Origin of the sequence: Rhodococcus antarcticus, from assembly GCF_026153295.1 — a bacterium.
In the GTDB taxonomy this organism is placed as follows: domain Bacteria; phylum Actinomycetota; class Actinomycetes; order Mycobacteriales; family Mycobacteriaceae; genus Rhodococcus_D; species Rhodococcus_D antarcticus.
Genome location: NZ_CP110615.1, coordinates 1,962,933 through 1,985,271 on the forward strand (window position 1 = coordinate 1,962,933; position 22,339 = coordinate 1,985,271).

At 71.4% G+C, this 22,339-nt stretch carries 16 protein-coding genes and 1 tRNA gene; 7 read left to right on the forward strand and 10 right to left on the reverse strand.

Going from position 1 to position 22,339, the window contains the following annotated elements; all coding sequences use genetic code 11:
- The first annotated feature begins 5 nt into the window (after positions 1–5).
- Positions 6–218 (forward strand): hypothetical protein, encoded by a 213-nt coding sequence (locus RHODO2019_RS09430; protein WP_265381564.1) that lies wholly within the window; start codon positions 6–8, stop codon positions 216–218.
- Positions 219–281: 63 nt separating this feature from the next.
- On the opposite strand, the gene RHODO2019_RS09435 is transcribed toward RHODO2019_RS09430, so the two are convergent.
- Entirely contained in the window at positions 282–890 is a 609-nt protein-coding gene (locus RHODO2019_RS09435) for a hypothetical protein (protein ID WP_265381565.1), read from the reverse strand.
- A gap of 137 nt (positions 891–1,027) precedes the next feature.
- Entirely contained in the window at positions 1,028–2,527 is a 1,500-nt protein-coding gene (gene rpsA / locus RHODO2019_RS09440; RefSeq protein WP_265381566.1) for a 30S ribosomal protein S1, read from the reverse strand.
- A gap of 177 nt (positions 2,528–2,704) precedes the next feature.
- Between rpsA and RHODO2019_RS09445 the strand changes: the two genes are divergently transcribed.
- Entirely contained in the window at positions 2,705–3,565 is an 861-nt protein-coding gene (locus tag RHODO2019_RS09445; protein WP_265381567.1) for a class I SAM-dependent methyltransferase, read from the forward strand.
- 12 nt (positions 3,566–3,577) lie between these two features.
- On the opposite strand, the gene polA is transcribed toward RHODO2019_RS09445, so the two are convergent.
- Entirely contained in the window at positions 3,578–6,271 is a 2,694-nt protein-coding gene (gene polA / locus RHODO2019_RS09450; protein ID WP_265381568.1) for a DNA polymerase I, read from the reverse strand.
- A 119-nt stretch (positions 6,272–6,390) separates the two neighbouring features.
- Between polA and RHODO2019_RS09455 the strand changes: the two genes are divergently transcribed.
- The 4 genes from RHODO2019_RS09455 to RHODO2019_RS09470 are packed head-to-tail and all read left to right on the forward strand — an operon-like array spanning position 6,391 to position 10,639.
- On the forward strand, positions 6,391–7,830 hold the full coding sequence (locus RHODO2019_RS09455) for a branched-chain amino acid ABC transporter permease (RefSeq protein WP_435532101.1): 1,440 nt from the start codon (positions 6,391–6,393) through the stop codon (positions 7,828–7,830).
- 7 nt (positions 7,831–7,837) lie between these two features.
- Entirely contained in the window at positions 7,838–8,830 is a 993-nt protein-coding gene (locus RHODO2019_RS09460) for a branched-chain amino acid ABC transporter permease (protein ID WP_265384707.1), read from the forward strand.
- On the forward strand, positions 8,823–9,833 hold the full coding sequence (locus RHODO2019_RS09465; RefSeq protein WP_265381570.1) for an ABC transporter ATP-binding protein: 1,011 nt from the start codon (positions 8,823–8,825) through the stop codon (positions 9,831–9,833). The genes RHODO2019_RS09460 and RHODO2019_RS09465 overlap by 8 nt, the downstream gene beginning before the upstream one ends.
- Positions 9,830–10,639: an ABC transporter ATP-binding protein gene (locus tag RHODO2019_RS09470; RefSeq protein WP_265381571.1), complete on the forward strand. Its 810-nt coding sequence runs from the start codon at positions 9,830–9,832 to the stop codon at positions 10,637–10,639. The genes RHODO2019_RS09465 and RHODO2019_RS09470 overlap by 4 nt, the downstream gene beginning before the upstream one ends.
- 373 nt (positions 10,640–11,012) lie before the next feature.
- Here the strand turns inward: RHODO2019_RS09470 and RHODO2019_RS09475 are convergent, their stop codons facing one another.
- Together RHODO2019_RS09475 and RHODO2019_RS09480 are read right to left on the reverse strand one after the other, a co-directional pair.
- Entirely contained in the window at positions 11,013–12,347 is a 1,335-nt protein-coding gene (locus RHODO2019_RS09475) for an ABC transporter substrate-binding protein (RefSeq protein WP_265381572.1), read from the reverse strand.
- Between the two features lie 189 nt (positions 12,348–12,536).
- Positions 12,537–13,154 (reverse strand): ANTAR domain-containing response regulator, encoded by a 618-nt coding sequence (locus tag RHODO2019_RS09480; RefSeq protein ID WP_265381573.1) that lies wholly within the window; start codon positions 13,152–13,154, stop codon positions 12,537–12,539.
- Positions 13,155–13,237: 83 nt separating this feature from the next.
- On the opposite strand from RHODO2019_RS09480, the gene RHODO2019_RS09485 reads away from it, so the two are divergent.
- Positions 13,238–13,311: transfer RNA gene (locus RHODO2019_RS09485), tRNA-Leu, on the forward strand.
- 3 nt (positions 13,312–13,314) lie between these two features.
- Here the strand turns inward: RHODO2019_RS09485 and RHODO2019_RS09490 are convergent.
- From RHODO2019_RS09490 to gltB, 5 genes are all read right to left on the reverse strand, one after another.
- Positions 13,315–13,737, reverse strand: coding sequence for a DUF5313 family protein (locus RHODO2019_RS09490; protein WP_265381574.1), 423 nt, complete (start codon positions 13,735–13,737; stop codon positions 13,315–13,317).
- Between the two features lie 10 nt (positions 13,738–13,747).
- Complete coding sequence (gene tesB / locus RHODO2019_RS09495; RefSeq protein WP_265381575.1) at positions 13,748–14,641, reverse strand: acyl-CoA thioesterase II; 894 nt, start codon at positions 14,639–14,641, stop codon at positions 13,748–13,750.
- 39 nt (positions 14,642–14,680) lie between these two features.
- Positions 14,681–16,105, reverse strand: coding sequence for a pyruvate kinase (pyk, locus tag RHODO2019_RS09500; RefSeq protein ID WP_265381576.1), 1,425 nt, complete (start codon positions 16,103–16,105; stop codon positions 14,681–14,683).
- 88 nt (positions 16,106–16,193) lie between these two features.
- On the reverse strand, positions 16,194–17,696 hold the full coding sequence (locus RHODO2019_RS09505; RefSeq protein ID WP_265381577.1) for a glutamate synthase subunit beta: 1,503 nt from the start codon (positions 17,694–17,696) through the stop codon (positions 16,194–16,196).
- Positions 17,689–22,263 carry a glutamate synthase large subunit gene (gltB, locus tag RHODO2019_RS09510; RefSeq protein WP_265381578.1) on the reverse strand — a complete coding sequence of 1,525 codons (4,575 nt, stop codon included), beginning with the start codon at positions 22,261–22,263 and terminating at the stop codon, positions 17,689–17,691. Before gltB ends, RHODO2019_RS09505 begins: the two co-directional genes overlap by 8 nt.
- Positions 22,264–22,339: the final 76 nt, after the last annotated feature.

The following is a 22,339-nucleotide window of genomic DNA, read 5'->3' on the forward strand; positions in this document are numbered from 1 at the left end:
AAGCCATGCCCAGCCGTCCCCGCAGCCCCGGTCGCCACCGCCTCGGCGCGGACGCCCTGGTGCACTGCACCGAGTTCTCGCCCGTCGCCGCCGCCCTGGCCGAGCACCGCCGCTCCTGGCTCACCGCCCTGCTCGTCCCGGCCCGGCACAGCCTCGCCGGACTGCGTCGGCGGTCGATCGCCCCCGAGCTGTGGTGGGCCCCGGCGACGCTGGCCTGACCCCGCGCGCGTCCCAGCCCCGTCCGCCCCGCGCGGCCGGGGCTGGTCTGCGTCCGGGGTGGGTCAGACCCCCGCCGCGGCGAGCACGATCCCGGCCAGCGCGCCGGTCTTCGCCGCGACCTGGTCAGCAGGGACCAGCGTCGGCGCCATCGTCACGGCCACCGAGTAGATGCCCGAGGAGGCCACGACCAGCCCACCCGCCGGGAACGGGATGAAGCTGCCGTCCACCCCTCCCGCAGGCACGGTGGTCGAGCCGACCCCCTGCTGCTCGGCGTCGGTGACGGTCACGGTGACGCGGTGCGCGGCCTGCTGTGCGCTGGCGTAGCTGGTGAGGCTGATCTCCAGCGGGTACGAGTTCCCCGCGGGAGCGCCGTAGCGGCAGGTGATGCGCCCGGTGCGACCGATGTCGGCCAGCGCCTCGCCGTTCACGACGTCGACCACGCTCGAGACCGGTACGCCCACGGTGGCGTCGAGCTGGTTGCCGGGGATCATCGCCGCGCAGTTCGCCGGCAGGACCGGGGCGGCCGCGGTCGTCGGCGCCACCGTGGTGCTCGGGGCCGCCACGGTGGGAACGATGACCGGCTGCGGCGCGGGCTCGGGAGAGCAGGAGCCAGCCACGACGAGCAGGCCGCCCAGCACGACGACCACCGGCGGGAACGACCTCCTGATCACGGGGTCGACGCTAGACCGTGGACACCCCGCAGCGGTGGAGCCACACGCGCGTCGGCGCCCCGCCCCCACTCGGGGGACGGGGCGCCGACGTCGTTCAGGTGGAGCGGTCGATCAGGTGGAGCTCACGCTCCGGTCGTTCACGCTCCGCCGGAGAGCTTCTCCCGCAGGGCAGCCAGCTGGGCGTCGCTGGCGAGCGAGCCACCGCTGGCCGCGGGCGCACCCTGGCCGGGGTCGCCGGCCGCGTCGTCGTCGCCGTCCTCGTCGTTGCTGACGCCGGTCTCGGAGGAGTAGTTCGTCTCGGTCGCGGCCTCGGCCTCGTCCTTGATCGACTTCTCGACCTGCACCTTGTGGGCGGCGTGGCGACGCTCGGCCTCGGCGTAGCGACGCTCCCAGTCCTCGCGCTGGGAGTCGAAGCCCTCGAGCCACTCGTTCGTCTCGGAGTCGAAGCCCTCCGGGAAGATGTAGTTGCCGCCGTCGTCGTACTGGTCGGCCATGCCGTACTTGGACGGGTCGAACTCGGCGAGGAAGTCCTCGTTGGCCTGCTTCAGGCTCAGCGAGATGCGACGACGCTCGAGGTCGATGTCGATGACCTTGACCATGACGTCGTCGCCGACGCCCACGACCTGGTCGGGGATCTCCACGTGGCGCTCGGCCAGCTCGGAGATGTGCACCAGGCCCTCGATGCCCTCGTCCACGCGGACGAACGCACCGAACGGCACCAGCTTGGTGACCTTGCCCGGGACGATCTGGCCGATCGCGTGGGTCCGGGCGAACTGGCGCCACGGGTCCTCCTGCGTGGCCTTGAGCGACAGGGAGACGCGCTCGCGGTCCAGGTCGACGTCCAGCACCTCGACGGTGACCTCGGTGCCGACCTCGACGACCTCGGACGGGTGGTCGATGTGCTTCCAGGACAGCTCGGAGACGTGCACCAGGCCGTCGACGCCACCCAGGTCCACGAAGGCACCGAAGTTGACGATGGAGGACACGACGCCCTTGCGGACCTGGCCCTTCTGCAGCTGGTTGAGGAACTCGCTGCGCACCGCCGACTGCGTCTGCTCGAGCCACGCCCGGCGCGACAGGACCACGTTGTTGCGGTTCTTGTCGAGCTCGATGATCTTGGCCTCGATCTCCTGGCCGACGTAGGGCTGCAGGTCGCGCACGCGGCGCATCTCCACCAGCGACGCCGGGAGGAAGCCACGCAGGCCGATGTCCAGGATGAGACCACCCTTGACGACCTCGATGACGGTGCCCTTGACGGGCTCGTCCGCCTCCTTGAGCGCCTCGATCGTGCCCCACGCGCGCTCGTACTGCGCCCGCTTCTTGGACAGGATCAGCCGGCCCTCCTTGTCCTCCTTGGTGAGGACGAGGGCCTCGACGACGTCGCCGACGGAGACGACCTCGTTGGGGTCGACGTCGTGCTTGATCGAGAGCTCGCGCGAGGGGATGACACCCTCTGTCTTGTAGCCGATGTCGAGCAGGACCTCGTCGCGGTCGACCTTGACGATGGTTCCCTCGACGATGTCACCATCGTTGAAGTACTTGATCGTGGCGTCGATAGCCGCCATGAAGTCCTCAGCCGAGCCGATGTCGTTGATCGCGACCTGGGGGCTCGTCGAGGTGAGGGTGGTAGAGGCCATGGGGTGGAGTGCTCCGGAGGGGTGGGTGTCGGTCGGCGGACTTCTTCTGGACGCGCGAGGACCTCAGCTGCTCCAGCCGTGGGAACCTGCTCAGCGCTCGGGGCACTCGCGGGTGTGAGACTACGGGGCGGCCGTGGACCGCGGCAAACCGGTCACCCCCTCTGACGTGGAGAGATGATGCCCGCCGACACGACCGAACCCCAGCCCGACCGGCACGCCGGGGCCACCGCCGTCCTCGGCACGGTCGGACCCGCTCGCGGGCACCTCTCGGCCGCCGACAGCGTGCGCGCGAACCGGGCCTGGTGGGACGCCGACACCGAGGACTACCACCGTGAGCACGCCGACTTCCTGGGCGTGGACCACCCCGACGGCGAGTTCGTCTGGTGCCCCGAGGGCCTGCACGAGGGTGACGTGCACCTGCTGGGCGACGTGGCCGGTCGCGACGTGCTGGAGGTGGGCTGCGGATCCGCGCCGTGCGCGCGGTGGCTCGCCGGGCAGGGGGCGCGGGTGGTCGGGCTCGACCTGTCGCTGGGGATGCTGCGGCGGGGCCGGGTGCCGGGGGCGCTCGAGGTGCCGCTGGTGCAGGCCACCGCGGACGCGCTGCCCTTCGCCGACGGCAGCTTCGACGTGGCCTGCTCGGCGTTCGGTGCCGTCCCGTTCGTGGCCGACTCCGGGGTGGTCATGACCGAGGTGGCCCGGGTGCTGCGGTCCGGTGGGCTGTGGGTGTTCTCGGTGAACCACCCGATGCGCTGGGTGTTCCCCGACGACCCCGGACCCAAGGGGCTCACCGCGACCATCCCGTACTTCGACCGCACCCCGTACGTGGAGGTCGACGGGAACGGGGTGGCCACCTACGCCGAGCACCACCGCACCCTGGGCGACCGGGTCCGGGAGATCGTGGCGGCCGGGCTCGTGCTCGTCGACCTCGTCGAGCCCCAGTGGCCGGAGGGCCTGGAGCGCGAGTGGGGCCAGTGGAGCCCGCTGCGGGGGGAGATCTTCCCGGGCACGGCGATCTTCAGCTGCCGCAAGCCCGGCTGAGCCGACCCCGGGTCAGTGGGCGGCGGCGTCCCACGAACGGCCGGTGCCGACGGAGACGTCCATCGGCACACCGAGGTCGTAGGCCGCGCCCATCTCCCGGCGGACGAGGGCCTCGACGGCCTCGTGCTCGCCGACGGCCACCTCGAGCACGAGCTCGTCGTGCACCTGCAGCAGCGTGCGCGAGCGCAGGCCCTGCTCCGCGAGCGCCTTCTGCACGCCGAGCATGGCCACCTTGATGATGTCGGCGGCCGAGCCCTGGATGGGGGCGTTGAGGGCGGCCCGCTCCGCCACCTCGCGACGCTGGCGGTTGTCGGAGTTCAGGTCCGGGAGGTAGCGCCGTCGGCCGAAGATCGTCGAGGTGTACCCGTCCTTGCGGGCCTGCTCCACCACGGCGCGCAGGTAGTCGCGCACCCCGCCGAAGCGGCTGAAGTAGGCCTCCATCTGCTCGCGGGCCTCCTCGGTGGAGATGTTCAGCTGCGCGGCGAGGCCGAACGCGCTCAGGCCGTAGGCCAGGCCGTAGCTCATCGCCTTGACCCGCCGGCGCAGCTCCGGGGTCACCTCCTCCAGCGGGACCCCGAACGCGCGGGCGCCGACGAAGGTGTGCAGGTCCTCGCCGGTGTTGAAGGCCTCGATGAGACCCTCGTCGCCGGAGAGGTGGGCCATGATCCGCATCTCGATCTGGCTGTAGTCGGCCGTCATCAGGCTCTCGTAGCCCTCGCCCACCACGAAGCTCTGCCTGATGCGGCGACCCGCGTCGTTGCGCACCGGGATGTTCTGCAGGTTGGGCTCGGTGGAGCTCAGCCGTCCGGTGGCCGCGATGGTCTGGTTGAACGTGGTGTGGATGCGGCCGTCCTCGGCGACGGACTTCAGCAGCCCGTCCACGGTGACCTTCAGGCGGGTGGCGTCGCGGTGGGCCAGCAGGTGCTCCAGGAACGGGTGCCCGGTGGCCTCGAACAGGTTCTCCAGCGCTGCCGCGTCGGTGGTGTAGCCGGTCTTGGTGCGCTTGGTCTTCGGCATCTCCAGCTCGTCGAACAGCACCACCTGCAGCTGCTTGGGCGAACCGAGGTTGATCTCCTTGCCGATCACCTCGAACGCCTTGGCCGCCGCGTCGGCCACCTGGGCCGCGAAGTCGGACTGCAGATCGGTGAGGTGGGCCGAGTCGACCGCTATCCCGGCGTGCTCGAGCTCGGCGAGCACCTCCAGCAGCGGGAGCTCCATCTCCGTGAGCAGCGCGGTCTCCTCGATCTGCTCGAGCTCCAGGTCCAGCGCGGCGGCGACGTCCACCACCGCGCGGGCCCGGACGATCTCGGTGGTCGCGGCGCGGGCGGTGTCGGCGTCCGCGTCGTCCAGCAGCGAGAGCTGCCCGTCGTCGGCCCCGTCGTCGGCACGCAGCTCCCGGTGCAGGTGCCGCAGCGCCAGGTCGGCCAGGTCGAAGCTGCGCTGGCCGGGCCGCACGAGGTAGGCGGCCAGGGCGGTGTCGCTGGTGGTGCCGTTGAGCAGCCACCCCCGCCCGCCGAGGGCGTGCAGGGCGCGCTTGAGCTCGTGAGCCGCCTTCGGGACGGCCGCATCCGCCAGCCACTCCCCCAGCGCCGCGTCGTCGTCGGGGTCCAGCTCGGCCGTCGCGACGAACGCACCCTCGCCGTCCCCGGCCGCCAGGGCCACGCCGGTGGCGTCACCCCCGGTGGGCGTGCCCGGACCGGTGACCGACAACCCCACCCGCAGCCCGTCGCGGGCGTGGGCGGACAGCCACGCGCGCACCTGACCGGGCTCGAGCACGGTGCCCCGCACGTCGAAGCCCTCCTCGGCCTCCGGCTCCGCAGAGCTCAGGGTCGCGAAGAGGCGGTCGCGCAGCACCCGGAACTCCAGGTCGTCGAACAGGCCGTGGATGCGCTCGCGGTCCCACGCGGCCAGCGCCAGCTGCTCGGGGGCGTAGGGCAGCTCCACGTCGCGCACGAGCTCGGTGAGCTGGCGGTTGCGCAGCACCGAGGAGAGGTTCTCCCGCAGCGCGTCGCCGGTCTTGCCCTTCACCTGGTCGACCCGCTCGACGAGACCGTCCAGCGAGCCGTACTCGTTGATCCACTTCGCCGCGGTCTTCTCCCCCACCCCGGGGATGCCCGGCAGGTTGTCGCTGGGGTCCCCCCGCAGCGCCGCGAAGTCCGGGTACTGGGCCGGGCTGAGACCGTACTTGGACTGCACCTCCTCCGGCGTGAACCGGGTCAGCTCGGAGACGCCCTTACGGGGGTAGAGCACCGTCACGTGCTCGGTGACGAGCTGCAGCGCGTCCCGGTCCCCGGTGCACACGAGCACCCGGAACCCCTCCGCTGTGGCCCGGGTGGTCAGCGTCGCGATGATGTCGTCGGCCTCGAAGCCAGGGATGGCCATGACGGGGATGCCCATGGCCGCGAGGACGTCCTTGGTGATGTCGACCTGGCCGCGGAACTCGTCCGGGGTGGCGCTGCGGCCGGCCTTGTACTCCGGGTAGGCCTCCGCGCGGAAGGTCTGCCGCGAGACGTCGAAGGCGGCCGCGACGTGCGTGGGTGCCTCGTCGCGCAACAGGTTGATGAGCATGGAGGTGAAGCCGTAGACGGCGTTGGTGGTCTGCCCGCTGGTGGTCCGGAAGTTCTCCGCCGGCAGCGCGAAGAACGCCCGGTAGGCCAGCGAGTGGCCGTCCAGCAGGAGCAGGGTCTTCGCACCGGGATCAGCCACGGACGGGAGTCTAGGGACACCGCCCGACGCGACCTGACCGTGCCGAGCACCGCTGCGCCGAAACCCAAACGTTACCAAGCAAACCGTTTCAGCCCCGTCACGGAGTGATCTAGGCCGCTATGTTGCCTCCAGTCTTGACCTACCCGGTCACCCGACCGGAGGAACGACGGAGGACCCGAGTGCCGCCTGTCACACCTGTCCCACGGGGCGCCCACGCCGGAACACGCCTCGCGCGGGCTGTCGTCGTGCTCGCCCTGGGGTTGTTCTCGCTGCTCGCGCTCGCCGGCCCGGCGCTCGCCCAGTCCAGCACCCCCGCCCCGCCGCCGTCATCCGCGGCGACGCCCACCTCGGGTGCGGCGTCCACCAGCACGCCGCCGGCGGACGGCATCTCCGTCAAGGGGACCCTGCGCAACGCCGCCGGCGTCATCGCTGGTGCGCAGGTGCAGGCAGCCGATTCCGGCGGGGCGGTGGTGGCCACCAGCACGACCGGCGACCGCGGGACCTGGGAGCTGGTCGTCTCCCCCGGCACCTACACGTTCTCCGTCGTGGAGTCGTCGCTGCCCGACGGGGTCAGCGTGCAGGGCACGGTCAGCCGCTCGATCGTGCAGGGCCAGCTCTCCACGGTGGTGTTCTCCTTCGGTGAGGTCCGCTCGAGCACCGAGATCCCCTTCGCCGAGCGGTTCCTCCGGGTCGCGGTGGACGGCTTGCGCTTCGGGCTGGTCATCGCGATCACCGCGGTCGGCCTCAGCCTGATCTACGGCACCACCGGGCTCACCAACTTCGCCCACGGCGAGCTCGTCACGATCGGCGCGGTGGTCGCCTGGGTCGTCAACGTCAAGTTCGGGGTACAGCTCATCCCGGCCACCATCATCGCCATCGTCGTCGGCATAGGTGTGGGCATGCTCAACGACCTCGCCGTCTGGCGGCCCCTGCGGCGTCGCCGGTCCGGCCTGATCGCCCAGCTGGTGGTCTCGATCGGGCTGTCCATCGGCATTCGCTACCTCATCCTCATCCTGTTCGGTGGACGGTCGCAGGCCTTCACCGACTACCAGTCCCAGGTGCAGCACGACTACGGACCCATCCAGCTCACCGACGTCAACCTGGCCACGATGGTGATCAGCCTGGTCGTGCTCATCGGGGTGGCACTGGTGCTCCAGCGGACCCGGATCGGCAAGGCCATGCGCGCCGTGGCGGACAACCGCGACCTGGCGGCCTCCTCCGGCATCAACGTCGAGCGGGTGGTGCTGTTCGTCTGGGCCCTCGGCGGCGGCCTGGCCTCGCTGGGCGGGGTGCTGTTCGCCCTCTCCGAGCTGGCCGGGACCGTGCAGTGGGAGATGGGCTTCAAGCTGCTGCTGCTCATGTTCGCCGGCATCACCCTCGGCGGCCTCGGCACCGCCTACGGAGCCCTGCTGGGCTGCGTCATCGTCGGCCTCATCGTTCAGCTGTCCACGTTGGTGATCGATCCCGACCTGAAGTACACCGGAGGTCTGCTGGTGCTCATCGTCATCCTCGTCCTGCGTCCGCAGGGCATCCTCGGCTCCCGCTCGCGGATCGGCTGAGGCCGTGATCGACATCCTCGCGCTGCTGCGCGACGCCGTGGCCCAGCTGGTCGGGCCGAGCGCCATCTTCTACGCGCTGCTGGCGATCGGGCTGAACCTGCACTTCGGCTACACCGGTCTGCTCAACTTCGGTCAGATCGGCTTCGCCCTGGTCGGTGGCTACGGCGTGGGCATCATGGTCATCACCTACAACCAGCCGCTGTGGGTGGGGGTGCTGGTGGGTCTCGCCCTCGCCGCACTGCTGGCGCTGCTGCTCGGAATCCCGACGCTGCGCCTGCGGGCGGACTACCTCGCCATCGTCACGATCGCCTCGTCGGAGATCCTCCGGCTGGTGTTCCGGTCGACGGCGTCGAGCTCCATCACCGGCTCGACCCGGGGGCTGTTCGGCTACACCGAGAGCTTCGCCAAGCTGAACCCGTTCGACCCCGGCAAGCGCTACACCCTCCTCGGCGTCGGCTTCCAGGGGACCACGCTGTTCTCCATGCTGTGGGGCTGGACGCTGGTGCTGCTGCTCTGCCTGCTGGTGTTCGCCCTCGTGCGCAGCCCCTGGGGCCGGGTGCTCAAGGCTGTTCGCGAGGACGAGGACGCGGCGCGCTCGCTGGGCAAGAACGTCTTCGTCTACAAGATGCAGGCGCTGGTGCTCGGTGGCGTCATCGGCGGCGCGGGCGGGGTGTTCAACGCGCTGGACACCCAGTCGCTGAACCCCGACTTCTACTCGACGGCCCAGACCTTCTACGCCTACGCCGCGCTGATCCTGGGGGGTGCGGCCACCGTGCTCGGACCCGTCGCCGGCGCCATGCTGTTCTGGTTCCTGCTCTCGCTCTCCGACGGGCTGCTGCGCCAGCTCACCAGCGGTGACAACCCCGTCATCGGATTCATCTCCGACCAGCAGGTCGGTGCCGTGCGCTTCATCCTGGTGGGGATCTTCCTGGCCCTGCTGATGGTCTTCCGCCCCCAGGGAGTCTTCGGCAACAAGCGAGAGGTTCAGCTGGATGCCTGACGTCACGAGCGAGGACACGACCGCCACCCACGCGCTCGCCGCGGAGACCCGCCGAGCCCTGTTCGCGGACGTGGCCCGCGTGCCCGGATCCGCCAAGCCGGACCCGGCCGTGGTCGCCCACGGCATCACCCGGACCTTCGGCGGGCTCACCGCCGTCGACGTCGAGCACGTCGAGTTCCAGCGGGGCTGCATCACCGGGCTGATCGGGCCCAACGGCGCCGGCAAGACCACGCTGTTCAACCTCCTCACGGGCTTCGACCAGCCGAACACCGGGACGTGGTCCCTCGACGGGGTCTCGCTGGGCAAGCAGCAGCCGCACCAGGTGGCCCGCAAGGGTGTCGTGCGCACCTTCCAGCTCACGAAGGCCCTGTCGAAGATGACGGTGCTGGACAACGTGAAGCTGGGGGCCACCGGGCAGAGTGGAGAGCGGATGCTCTCCGCCCTCCTGCCCTGGACGTGGCGCAAGCAGGAGCGCGAGGTCACCGAGCGGGCCCACGAGCTGCTGGCGCGGTTCAAGCTCGACGCCAAGGCCGACGACTTCGCCGGCTCGCTGTCCGGGGGCCAGCGCAAGCTGCTGGAGATGGCCCGAGCGCTCATGATGAACCCCCGCGTGGTGATGCTCGACGAACCGATGGCCGGGGTGAACCCTGCCCTGACCCAGAGCCTGCTCGGACACGTCAAGAGCCTGCGGGACGAGGGCATGACCGTCGTGTTCGTCGAGCACGACATGGACGTCATCCGCGACATCAGCGACTGGGTGGTGGTGATGGCCCAGGGCAGCATCATCGCCGAGGGGCCGCCCGAGGAGCTCTCCAGCAACCAGGCCGTCGTCGACGCCTACCTCGGTGGACACCACGACCAGGCCCTCGAGTTCGACGACGAGGGCAACCCCGTGGGCGAGACGGCCGTGATGGTCAAGCAGATGGAGCACGACATGAACGCCAGCGAGGGCATCCCCGATCCCGCACCGACCGCCACCAACGACAAGGAGGTCGGCCGTTGACCGGCACCGAGCTCACCCCGGCCGAGCTCGCCGCCCTGCCCGAGGAGCACGACCGCCTCGCGGTGGGCGCGCTGGTCCGCGCCGACGACATCACCGCGGGGTACCTGCCCGGCGTCGACATCCTCTCCGGCTGCAACTTCTTCCTGCGCCGCGGCGAGATCGTCGGCATCATCGGGCCGAACGGAGCCGGCAAGTCGACTCTGCTCAAGACGATGTTCGGGCTCATCCCCGTCCGCAAGGGCACGGTCACCCTCGACGGTGAGTCGATCACCTCGGCCAAGGCACACGTGCTGGTGACCAAGGGCGTCGGCTACGTCCCGCAGACCCAGAACGTGTTCCCCTCGCTCACCATCGAGGAGAACATGCAGATGGGGATCTACCTGCGGCCGAAGAAGTTCGACCAGCAGTTCGACGTCGTCGCCGACATGTTCCCGCTGCTCGGGGCACGTCGGAAGATCAAGGCGGGTGCGCTCTCCGGCGGTGAGCGCCAGATGGTGGCCATGGGCCGAGCACTGATGATGGAACCCTCCGTGCTGCTGCTCGACGAGCCCTCGGCGGGACTGTCACCGATGTTCCAGGACGAGGTCTTCGTGCGCTGCAAGAAGATCAACGCCGCAGGGGTGTCGATCATCATGGTGGAGCAGAACGCCCGTCGCTGCCTGCAGATCTGCGACCGTGGCTACGTGCTGGACCAGGGGCGCAACGCGTACACCGACTCCGGCCCCAACCTGATGAACGACCCCAAGGTGGTCGAGCTCTACCTCGGCACCCTGGCCGGCAAGGACGAGAAGAAGAAGGAGCTCTAGACACCGCTGCTCCACGCAGAACGGCCCGACCACCCCCGGGGGTGGTCGGGCCGTTCTGCGTGCGGGTGCAGCACGCAGGAGTGCGGGTCCGCCGGAAGGCGTCCAACGATGTCGGACGCCTCCGGTCCGACTGGCCGCACGGTCTCACCAGGGCCGCACAGGGCGCGCGGGGCGCCATCCCCCCGTCCTGTGGTGGCCGCTCAGGGGGACGGCGCCCCGCGCCGTGGGTGAGCACTCGCCCTGGTGGCGCCCCGGCACGCCAGCGGACGCCGACCCGCGGTGGAACCCCGGCCCGGACCAGCGTCCCGGACGCCAGAGCGCCCCGGACGCTGGTGCGTCCGGGGCGCTCGGCCGAGCAGTGGAGGGGTTGTGATCAGCCAGCGATCACGAAGGTCGGGTCGCCGAGCTTGTTGTCGGCCCCGAACGTCAGGACCCCGTAGGAGCCCTTGCCCGGCTCACCGGCGGCGGTGAAGTCGAGCGTGCCGGTGACACCGTCGTAGTCGATGTCCGTGCCCGCCGAGATCAGCTTCAGGCAGTCGGCGTAGGTGGTGCACTTGGTGCCGTCCTTGGTCACCCCGTTGATCGCGGAGGCGATGTCGGTACCTGCGGTGGACTTGGCCACGTCGGCCGCCAGCGCGGAGATGATCACGGCGTCGTAGGACTCGCCCGAGTAGTTGAAGTCCACCAGCGCGGGGTTCAGGGCCTTCAGCTTGGCCTTGAAGCCGTCGCTGGTCGCGGTGAGCGGCGTGGTGCCCTTCATTCCGGCCAGCAGACCGGCGGGGAGTCCCTCACCGAGGGCGTTGCCCATGTTGCCGTCGCTGCCGTAGACCATCTTCTTGTCCGGGCCGATGCCGACCTCGTTCATCCGGGTGATGATGCGCTTGGACTCGTCGAAGCCGATGACCGCGATGCCGTCCGGGTTGAACTGCGCCACCTTGTCGACCTCGGCGTTGAAGGACTGCGCGTTGGGGTCGTAGATGGTGGTCTGGATCTGGTCGGCCGCGAGGCCGGCGCTCTCCAGGTCCTTGGCCAGGTTCGCGGCGAGGCCGGTGCCGTAGGGGTCGTTCAGCGCCAGGATCGACAGCCGCTGGATGCCGTCCTGACCCATCACCTGGGCCAGGGCCTGGGCCTGCAGGACGTCGGCCGGGGCGGTGCGGAAGTACTGCCCCTTGTCCTTGTAGCAGGTGAACTGGTCGGAGGTGTTGGCCGGGGAGAACTCGACCACGCCCGCGTTCGCGATCTTGTCGATGACCTTCAGCGAGACCGAGGAGGAGGCCGCGCCGACGATCACCTGGCTGCCGCCGGCGATCAGGCGGTCGACGGTCTGGTTCGCGGTGTCGGTGGTGGTGTCGCCCGAGTCGCCCGGGTCGAGCTGGACGGGCTGGGAGAGCACTCCACCGGCGGCGTTGATCTCGTTGACGGCCAGCTGGACGCCCGCGATCTCGGGCGGTCCGAGGAAGGCGAGGCTGCCGGTCTCGGGCAGCAGCGTGCCGACCCTGAGCGGGCCGGTGGCGGGCTTCGCACCCTTGGTGGCCTGGTCCGGCGTGCACGCAGCGGTCTTGGCCGCAGCACTGCTGGACGGGGCGCCCGAGCTCGCGGTGTCGGTCGACGCGGACCCCCCCGAGCTGCCGCTGGAGCCACAACCGGCGAGCACGAGCGAGAGGGCACCGGCGGCGGCGGCCACGCGGATGAGGGTGCGGTCAGCCATGCATCACTCCTGAGTTCTGCACGGAGGAACCACCGGCCGGCAGCCGGTACCACCCGTGCGGGCTTGGCAAAACCGTAGACGGCTCAGGGGTGATCTTGACCCGACGACCAGGGTCGTGACGAGACTGTGATCGTCTGGAGACATGCACGTGGCGTTGCGTCAGCGCTTGATCACGCAGCGTGATGGGACTCAGGCGCCGACGTCGCCGGAGGCCGGCTCGAGGCTGTCGAGCACGGCCTGCGACACAGCCTTCATCGTCGTCCGCCGGTCCATGGCCGCACGCTGGATCCACCGGAAGGCCTCGGGCTCGCTCAGCGACTGCGACTCCATCAGCGCACCCTTGGCGCGCTCGACCACCTTGCGGGTCTCCAGGCGGTCGCTGAGGTCGGCCACCTCACCCTCGAGCGCCACCATCTCGGCGAAGCGGCTGGCCGCGAGCTCGATCGCGGGCACGAGGTCGGCCTTGGAGAACGGCTTGACGAGGTAGGCCATGGCGCCGGCGTCGCGGGCACGCTCCACGAGCTCGCGCTGGCTGAAGGCGGTCAGGATGACGACGGGGGCGAGGCGCTTCGCCGCGATCTCCTGGGCTGCGTCGATGCCGTCGCGCCGGGGCATCTTGACGTCCATGATCACCATGTCCGGGCGGTGCTCGGTGGTCAGCTCCACCGCCTCCTGGCCGTCCCTGGCCTCGGCGACCACGTCGTAGCCCTCCTCGCGGAGCATCTCCACGAGGTCGAGCCGGATCAGCGCCTCGTCCTCGGCCACCAGGACCCGCCGGGTGGGTGTGCCTGCGTCGTTGGTGCTCACCTGGGGTCCTCCGTGGCGTGGATGAAGACCCAACCTACCGGGGTCGGCCGGCCGGTCTCCGCTTCTCTAGAGTGAACCGGCACGCCCTCGTGGCCCAACTGGCAGAGGCAACGGACTCAAAACCCGTACGGTGTCGGTTCGAATCCGACCGGGGGCACGCTCACCAGCGCCGGAAGCTCCGGTCGCGACCGGGTTTTTCCGCCGCGCGGCGCAGGCTCAGCTCCGCCCCGCGCACGAGCTCGCGGTGGTCGCGGCGCTCGGCGTCGGCGCGGGTCCCCACCTCGGCGGGGATCCCGTGCTTGAGCAGACGGTGCGCGCGGGTCTCCTCGAGGTAGGAGACCGAGACGTACAGGCACCCCACGAGCACCAGGAAGGGCAGCGACGCCCTCAGCAGGAGAGGACCCGGCAGGGCGAGCAGCAGCAGCGTGGGCGCCCACTGGGCGAGGGTGCGAACGAGGTGGCGCAGCACCCACCGGTCACCGGTGAGGTCCTCGAGCACCCACGGGCGCAGCTCGGCGGGCAGGCCGCGGCCGAAGGCGTAGCCGAGCCACTGCCACGGGGTCGGTCGCAGGCGCTCGCTCACTGCGACCACGCTAGGACACCCGGGCGGGCTCCGCTGGACCAGCGACGTGCAGCAGGCCCTCCTGGACCACGGTGGCGAGCAGCTCGCCCGTGACGGAGAAGAAGCGACCGGTGGCCAACCCGCGGGAGCCCGAGGCCGTGGGCGACTCGCAGTCGTAGAGCACCCACTCGTCGGCCCGGAACGGGCGGTGGAACCACATCGCGTGGTCCAGGCTCGCCCCGCGCACCCGGTCCAGCCCCCAGGCGACCCCGTGCGCGGAGAGCACCGAGTCCAGCAGCGTCATGTCGGAGGCGTAGGCCAGCACGCACACCTGCAGCAGCGGGTCGTCGGGCAGCGCACCGTCAGCGCGCATCCACACCTGGTTGCGGGCCGTCCGCGCACCGGACTCCCGCGCCACCCACGGCGGGTCGTTGACGTAGCGCACGTCGATGGGCCGCGGGCCGGTCGCCACCGGCCCGATCCGCTCCTCGTAGCCCGCCACCCGCTCGGCGAAGCGTGGCAGGTCCTCGGGGCCCGGAACGTCCGGCGCGGCCGTGGTGTGCTCGATGCCGGCCTGCACCAGCTGGAACGACGCCGACAGCGTGAAGATCGCCTTCCCGTGCTGCACGGCGGTGACCCGTCGGGTGGCGAAGGACCGCCCGTCGCGAACCCTGTCCACCATGTAGACGATGGGCACGCGGGGATCCCCGGCCCGGATGAAGTAGGCGTGCAGGGAGTGCACGTGGCGGTCGTCGGGCACGGTGCGCCCGGCCGCGACCAGGGCCTGTCCGGCCACCTGGCCGCCGAACACCCGGGTCGAGCGGTGCTCCGGGCTCACGCCGCGGTAGATGTCGTCCTCGATGCGTTCGAGGTCGAGCAGCGCGACGAGCTGGTCGAGCACCTCCTGGGCGGCGGGAGCACTCACGCGACCGGCCCCACGGTGGCGGCTCTCACGCCACCGTCCTCACGCATGGTCCTCCTCGCCGAGGCGGTGCACGTGGATGAGGTTGGTCGAGCCCACCGTGTTGGGGGGCGAGCCCGCGACGATGACGACCAGGTCACCACGGGAGTAGCGGCCCATCTCCAGCATGGACTCGTCGACCTGGCGGACCATCTCGTCGGTGGACTCCACCATGGGCACCAGGAAGGTCTCGGTGCCCCAGGTCATGGAGAGCTGGCTGCGCACCTCGGGCAGGGGGGTGAAGGCGAGCAGCGGCAGGTTGGTGTGCAGCCGGGCGAGCCGGCGCACCGTGTCCCCCGACTGGGTGAAGGCCACCAGGGCGGCCGCGTCGAGCCGCTCCCCGATGTCGCGCGCCGCGTAGGAGAGCACGCCGCGCTTGGTGCGGGGCACGTGGTTCAGCGGCGGCACCACGGTGGACTCGGTCTCCACCGCGGTGACGATGCGGGCCATGGTGCGGACGGTCTCGAAGGGGAACGCCCCGACCGAGGTCTCGCCGGAGAGCATCACGGCATCGGCCCCGTCCAGCACCGCGTTGGCGACGTCGGAGGCCTCCGCGCGGGTGGGTCGGGAGTTCGTGATCATCGACTCGAGCATCTGGGTCGCGACGATGACGGGCTTCGCGTTCTCGCGGGCGATCTGGATGGCCCGCTTCTGCACGATCGGGACCTGCTCGAGCGGCAGCTCCACCCCGAGGTCACCCCGGGCGACCATGACGGCGTCGAAGGCCAGCACGATGGCCTCGAGGTTCTCGACGGCCTCCGGCTTCTCCAGCTTGGCGATGACCGGCAGGCGGCGGCTGCCGACCCGGTCCATCACCTGGTGGACGAGGTCGATGTCGGCGGGGGAGCGCACGAAGGACAGCGCGATGAAGTCCACGCCGAGGCTCAGCGCGAACTCCAGGTCGGCGATGTCCTTCTCGCTCATGGCCGGGACCGAGACGTTCATGCCCGGCAGCGAGAGCCCCTTGTTGTTGCTCACCGGGCCGCCCTCGACCACCTCGCACACCACGTCGTCACCATCGATGGCCGTGACGACGAGCGCGACCTTGCCGTCGTCGACGAGCAGCCGGTCGCCGGGACGGGCATCGGCGGCGAGCTGGTCGTAGGTGGTCGAGACACGGTCGTGGGTGCCCTCGCAGGGGGCGACGGTGACCCGCACGGTCTCCCCGTTGGCCCACACCACCGGTCCGTCGACGAAGCGGCCGAGACGGATCTTGGGGCCCTGCAGGTCGGCCAGGACGCCCACGGCACGCCCGGTCTCGTCGGCCGCGGCACGGACCATCCGGTACATGGCCTCGTGGTCGGCGTGGCTGCCGTGGCTGAAGTTGAGCCGCGCCACGTCCATCCCGCTCTCGACGAGCTCGCGGACCTTCTCGGGGGTCCCGACAGCAGGACCCATGGTGCAGACGATCTTCGCGCGACGGCTCACGTCTGCACACCCTAGTCCTGCGGTCGGGGTCCCGTCATGACCGATCCAGAAGGATCGCCCGGGTGGCGAGGTCGGAGCCCTCCGGCGCTCAGATCACCGCGAGCGGGAGCGCCGTGGGGTGCACGGGGGACGGCAGGTCGGAGGTGCCGGTGAGGAACGTGTCGACCGCGTGCGCCACCGATCGACCCTCGGCGATCGCCCACACCACCAGCGAGGCGCCGCGGTGGGCGTCCCCGCAGACGAACACCCCGGGTGCGGTGGTCTGCCAGTCCGGGCCGCAGCTCAGCGAGCCTCGCCCGTTGAGCTCCAGGCCCAGCTCGTCCAGCAGGACCATCGGCTGCACCCCGGCGAAGCCGATGGCCAGCAGCGCCAGGTCGCACGGCAGCTCGACGCGCTCGCCCACCGCCGAGGTGACCCGTCGGCCGTCGACGTCCCTGCTGACCTCCACCTCGCTCAGCACCATCGCCCGCACGTGGCCCCGGTCGTCGCCGAGGAACTCCTGCACCGCCACCGCGAACCGGCGCGATCCGCCCTCCGCGTGCGCGGGGTAGCTGCGCAGGAGCACGGGCCACGATGGCCACGGGGAGCGGTCGTCGTCCCGCTCGGCCGGGGGCTGCGGGTAGATGTCCAGCTGGGTGACCGATGCGGCCCCCTGCCGGTGGGCGGTGCCCAGGCAGTCCGCCGCGGTGTCGCCGCCACCGATGATGACGACGTGCTTGCCGGCGGCCGAGAGGGTGGTGCGCCCGTCACCCTCCAGCTCGTGGTTGGACGGCACCAGGTGCTCCATCGCCAGGTGGACCCCCTCGAGGTGGCGCCCGGCGAGCTCGTCGTCGTCCCGACCACGCAGGGCCCCCAGGGCCAGGACCACGGCGCCGTGCCGCGCGCGGAGCTGCTCGACCGTCAGGTCGACGCCCACCTCGCAGTCGGTCACGAACCGGGTGCCCTCGGCCCGCATCTGGAGCAGGCGCTGGTCGAGCACCGCCTTCTCCATCTTGAACTCGGGGATGCCGTAGCGCAGCAGTCCCCCGATCCGGTCGTCGCGCTCGTACACCGTGACGTCGTGCCCGGCACGGGTGAGCTGCTGGGCGGCGGCGAGGCCGGCGGGTCCCGATCCCACCACCGCGACGCTGCGACCCGAGCTGACCGTGGGCGGCTGCGGCTCGACGATGCCGGCCCGCCACGCCTCGTCGGCGATGGACTGCTCGATCCGCTTGATGGCCACGGCTCCGCCGGAGACCGGCGAGATGGCCAGCACGCAGGCGGCCTCGCACGGGGCGGGGCACAGCCGGCCGGTGAACTCCGGGAAGTTGTTGGTGGCGTGCAGCCGCTCGCTGGCGGCGGCCCACCGACCACGGCGGGCCAGGTCGTTCCACTCGGGGATGAGGTTTCCCAGCGGGCAGCCCGCGGACCCGCTGTGGCAGAACGGGATCCCGCAGTCCATGCACCGGCTGGCCTGCTCGGCCACCTCGGCGCGCAGCTCGGCCCGGGGCAGGTCCACGTACACCTCGGACCAGTCGCCGACCCGCTCCTGGGCCGGCCGCTTGGCCGCCTCCGTGCGAGCGGCGGTGAGGAAGCCGAAGGGATCAGCCACGAGCTGCCTCCATGATCGCTGCGTCCACGTCGCGGCCCTGCGCCCGCGCCGCGCGGGTGGCGTCGAGCACCCGCTGGTAGTCCACCGGCATCACCTTGGTGAAGGCGGCGCTGCGCCGCGGCCAGTCGGCGAGCAGGGAGCCCGCCACGGTGGAGCCCGTCCAGCGCTGGTGCGCCGAGACGGTGTCGAACAGCCACGCCAGGTCCTCGGTGCCGGGCTCCTGCAGGCGCACCATCGCCGGGTTCACCTTCCCGCCGTCGAGGTCGAGCACGAACGCCGTGCCTCCGCTCATGCCCGCCGCGAGGTTGCGCCCCGTCGGGCCCAGGACCACCACGCGCCCGCCCGTCATGTACTCGCACGCGTGGTCGCCGACACCCTCGACCACGAGGTCGGCACCGGAGTTGCGCACCCCGAAGCGCTCCCCCGCCGTGCCGCACAGGAACATCTCCCCCGAGGTGGCGCCGTAGCCGATGGTGTTGCCCGCGATCACCTGTGCCTGCTCGGCGAAGGCCGAGTCGGCGTGCGGCCGCACCACGATCCGACCCCCGGACAGTCCCTTGCCCACGTAGTCGTTGGCGTCGCCGGTCAGCTCGATGGTGATGCCCGGCGGCAGGAACGCCCCGAGGGACTGCCCGGCCGAGCCGGTGAGCTCGACGGTGACCGTGCCCTCGGGCAGGCCGGCCGCGCCGTAGCGCCGGGTGACCTCCGCGCCGAGCAGGGTGCCGACGGTGCGGTTGACGTTGCGCACCGGCAGCTGGAGCCGCACCTGGTGGGCGTCCTCCAGCGCTGCGTCGGCGAGCTGGATCAGCGTGCGGTCCAGCGCGTGCTCGAGGCCGTGCTCCTGGCCCCGGGTGCGCCGGCGCTGCGGCAGGGGCCCACCGTCCGGGCCGGTGGGCACGGCGAAGATCGGGGTGAGGTCCAGGCCCTGGCTCTTCCAGTGCGCCACGGCCGGATCGGTGTCCAGCACGTCGGCGCGACCCACGGCCTCGTCGATGCTCCGGAATCCGAGCTCGGACAGCAGCACCCGCACCTCGTCGGCGATGAACCGGAAGAACTCGACGACGAACTCGGGCTTGCCGGTGTACCGCTTGCGCAGCTCGGGGTTCTGGGTGGCCACCCCCACGGGGCAGGTGTCCAGGTGGCAGACGCGCATCATGATGCAGCCGGCCACGATGAGCGGGGCGGTGGAGAAGCCGAACTCCTCCGCGCCGAGCAGGGCGGCCACCACCACGTCGCGGCCGGTGCGCAGCGCGCCGTCCACCTGCACGGTGATCCGGTCGCGCAGGCCGTTGAGCACCAGCGTCTGCTGGGTGTCGGCCAGGCCGATCTCCCAGGGCGCCCCGGCGTGCTTGAGCGAGGTCAGCGGGGAAGCCCCCGTGCCGCCGTCGTGACCGGAGACCAGCACCACGTCCGCGTGCGCCTTGCTGACCCCGGCGGCCACCGTGCCCACGCCCAGCGAGCTCACCAGCTTGACGTGCACACGGGCGGCGTCGTTGGCGTTCTTCAGGTCGTGGATCAGCTGGGCCAGGTCCTCGATGGAGTAGATGTCGTGGTGCGGCGGCGGCGAGATCAGCCCCACCCCCGGCGTCGAGTGCCGGGTGCGCGCGATCGACGGGCTCACCTTGTACGCGGGCAGCTGACCACCCTCGCCGGGCTTCGCGCCCTGCGCCATCTTGATCTGGATGTCGCTGGCGTTGACGAGGTAGTCGCTGGTGACGCCGAAGCGGCCCGAGGCGACCTGCTTGACCGCGCTGCGGCGCGCGGGGTCGTGCAGGCGGTCGGCGTCCTCGCCGCCCTCGCCGCTGTTGGAGCGCGCACCGAGGGAGTTCATCGCCACGGCCATCGTCTCGTGGGCCTCCGCGGAGATGGACCCGTAGCTCATCGCCCCCGTGCTGAAGCGGGTGACGATCGACGCCACGGACTCCACCTCGTCCAGCGGCACCGCAGGACGCACGCCCTCCCGGAGCCGGAACAACCCGCGCAGGGTGCCGCCCTCCCGGGAGAGCTCGTCGACGGCGGCGGAGTACTTCGCGAACACCTCGCGCTGGCCGGTGCGGGTGGCGTGCTGGAGCAGGAACACCGTCTCCGGGGTGAACAGGTGCAGCTCACCCTCGCGGCGGTAGGCGTACTCGCCGCCGACCTCGAGCGTGCGGTGCACCCGGTCGGTCGGGTTGTCCGGGTACGCGCGGCGGTGGCGCAGCCGCACCTCGGTGGCCAGCACGTCCAGGCCCACACCCCCCAGCTTGCTGGTGGTGCCGGTGAAGTACTCCGCCACCAGGTCCCGGTCCAGGCCGACCGCCTCGAACACCTGGGCCGCGGTGTAGGAGCCCACGGTCGAGATGCCCATCTTGCTCATCACCTTGAGCACGCCCTTGCCGAGCGCGGTGAGGTACTGGCGCACCGCCGTGCCGGCCTCGATGCCGTCGAGCTCACCGGTGTGCACCAGGTCCTCGATGGTCTCGAAGGCCAGGTAGGGGTTGACCGCCGCCGCACCGAAGCTGATGAGCAGCGCCACGTGGTGCACCTCGCGCGCGTCGCCGCTCTCCACCACGAGCGCGACACGGGTCCGCTCCCGGGTGCGCACCAGGTGGTGGTGCACCGCGGACACGGCGAGCAGCGACGGGATCGGCGCCCGGGTGTGGTCGGAGTGCCGGTCGGAGATGACCAGGGTGCGGGCGCCCGCGGCGATGGCCGTGCTGGCCGCTCGGCGCAGGTCGGCGAGGGCCTCGGCCAGACCCTCGCCGCCGCGCTCCACGTCGAACAGTCCCTCGAGCACCTGCGCGGCGAGCCCGGGCTGGTCGTGGTCGTCGTTGATGTGCACGAGCCTGGCGAGCTCGTCGTTGTCCAGCACCGGCCAGGGCAGCACGATCTGCCGGCAGGAGGCCGGCCCCGGGGACAGCAGGTTCTGCTCCGGACCCATGACGCGGGCCACCGAGGTCACGATCTCCTCCCGGATGGCGTCCAGCGGCGGGTTGGTGACCTGGGCGAACAGCTGGGCGAAGTAGTCGTAGAGCAACCGGGACCGCTGGGAGAGCACCGCCACCGGGGTGTCGGTGCCCATCGACCCGATGGGCTCCGCGCCGCTGGCTGCCATCGGTCCGAGCAGCAGCTTCAGCTCCTCCTCGGTGTAGCCGAAGGCCACCTGCCGCCGCACCACCGACTCGTGGGTGTTCTGCACGTGCCCGCGGTCGGGCAGGGCGGCGATCTCGAGCAGCCCGGCGTGCAGCCACTCCGCGTAGGGCTCCGCGGCGGCGAGGGAACCCTTCAGCTCGTCGTCGGAGACGACCCGACCGGCGGCGGTGTCCACCAGGAACATCCGGCCGGGCTGCAGGCGGCCCTTGGCCACCACCTGGTCGGCGGGGATGTCGAGCACGCCCGTCTCGCTGGCCAGCACGACCCTGTCGTCGACGGTCTGCCACCAGCGCGCCGGACGGAGCCCGTTGCGGTCGAGCACCGCACCCACCACCGTGCCGTCGGTGAACGTCACGCAGGCGGGACCGTCCCAGGCCTCCATGACCGAGGCGTGGAACCGGTAGAACGCCCGCCGCTCGGGGTCCATGGTCGCGTGGTTCTCCCAGGCCTCCGGGATCATCATCATCACCGCGTGCGGCAGGCTCCGGCCGCCCAGGTGCAGCAGCTCGAGCACCTCGTCGAAGGAGGCGGAGTCCGACGCGTCCGGGGTCACGACGGGGTACAGCCGCTGGAGCTCGCCGGGGATGACGTCGCTGGCCAGCAGGGCCTCACGGGCCCGCATCCGGTTGCGGTTGCCCCGGATGGTGTTGATCTCACCGTTGTGCGCGACGAACCGGAAGGGGTGCGCCAGCGGCCACGACGGGAACGTGTTGGTCGAGAAGCGGCTGTGCACGATCGCGATGGCACTGGTGAGCCGCTCGTCGTGCAGGTCGGCGAAGTACCGGCCGAGCTGGGCGGTGGTGAGCATGCCCTTGTAGACGAGGGTGCGCGCCGAGAGCGAGGGGAAGTAGACCCCGGTGCCGTCGCGCTCGGTCGCCTCGGTGGCCTGCTCGGCCCGCTTGCGCAGGCAGAAGGCCAGTCGGTCCAGGGCGATCCCGTGCACGCCGGGAGCCTCGGCGGCCACGAACAGCTGGCTCATGTGGGGCATGCAGGACACTGCGGTGGGTCCGACGTCCGCCCCGACGGGGTCGACGGGCACCGCACGCCAGCCGAGCACGCGCAGACCCTCCTCGGCGGCGATCGACTCCACCCGGGCCACGGCGGCAGCACGGGACGAGGCCTCGGCGGGCAGGAAGCAGGTTCCCGCGGCGTAGGCGTGCTCCCCGTCCGGGGCGTCGGCGGGCAGCGGGAAGTCCACCACCGCCCGGAACATCGCGTCGGGCAGCTGCAGCAGGATGCCGGCGCCGTCACCGCTGGTGGGCTCGGAGCCGGCCGCGCCGCGGTGGGTGAGGTTCTCCAGGGCCTGCAGCCCGTCGGAGACGATCGCGTGCGAGCGGCGGCCCTTGACGTCGGCGACCATCGCGACGCCGCAGGAGTCGGCCTCCTGTGCGGGGTCGTACAGGCCCTGCGGGGCCGGGAGGGAGGAGAACAGCACGTCGGAACCTCCGCGTCGGCGTGGGCCACGCCGCCGGCGGGGGCGGGCGGGGCCCGTGGACGCCGGGCGGCCGGAG

Bases quoted from the DNA above. Each gene is read 5' to 3' on its own strand.
- RHODO2019_RS09445 (WP_265381567.1), top strand. From the start codon at position 2,705: ATGCCCGCCGACACGACCGAACCCCAGCCCGACCGGCACGCCGGGGCC.
- RHODO2019_RS09455 (WP_435532101.1), top strand. From the start codon at position 6,391: ATGTTGCCTCCAGTCTTGACCTACCCGGTCACCCGACCGGAGGAACGA.
- RHODO2019_RS09430 (WP_265381564.1), top strand. From the start codon at position 6: ATGCCCAGCCGTCCCCGCAGCCCCGGTCGCCACCGCCTCGGCGCGGAC.
- RHODO2019_RS09465 (WP_265381570.1), top strand. From the start codon at position 8,823: ATGCCTGACGTCACGAGCGAGGACACGACCGCCACCCACGCGCTCGCC.
- rpsA (WP_265381566.1), bottom strand. From the start codon at position 2,527: ATGGCCTCTACCACCCTCACCTCGACGAGCCCCCAGGTCGCGATCAAC.
- RHODO2019_RS09475 (WP_265381572.1), bottom strand. From the start codon at position 12,347: ATGGCTGACCGCACCCTCATCCGCGTGGCCGCCGCCGCCGGTGCCCTC.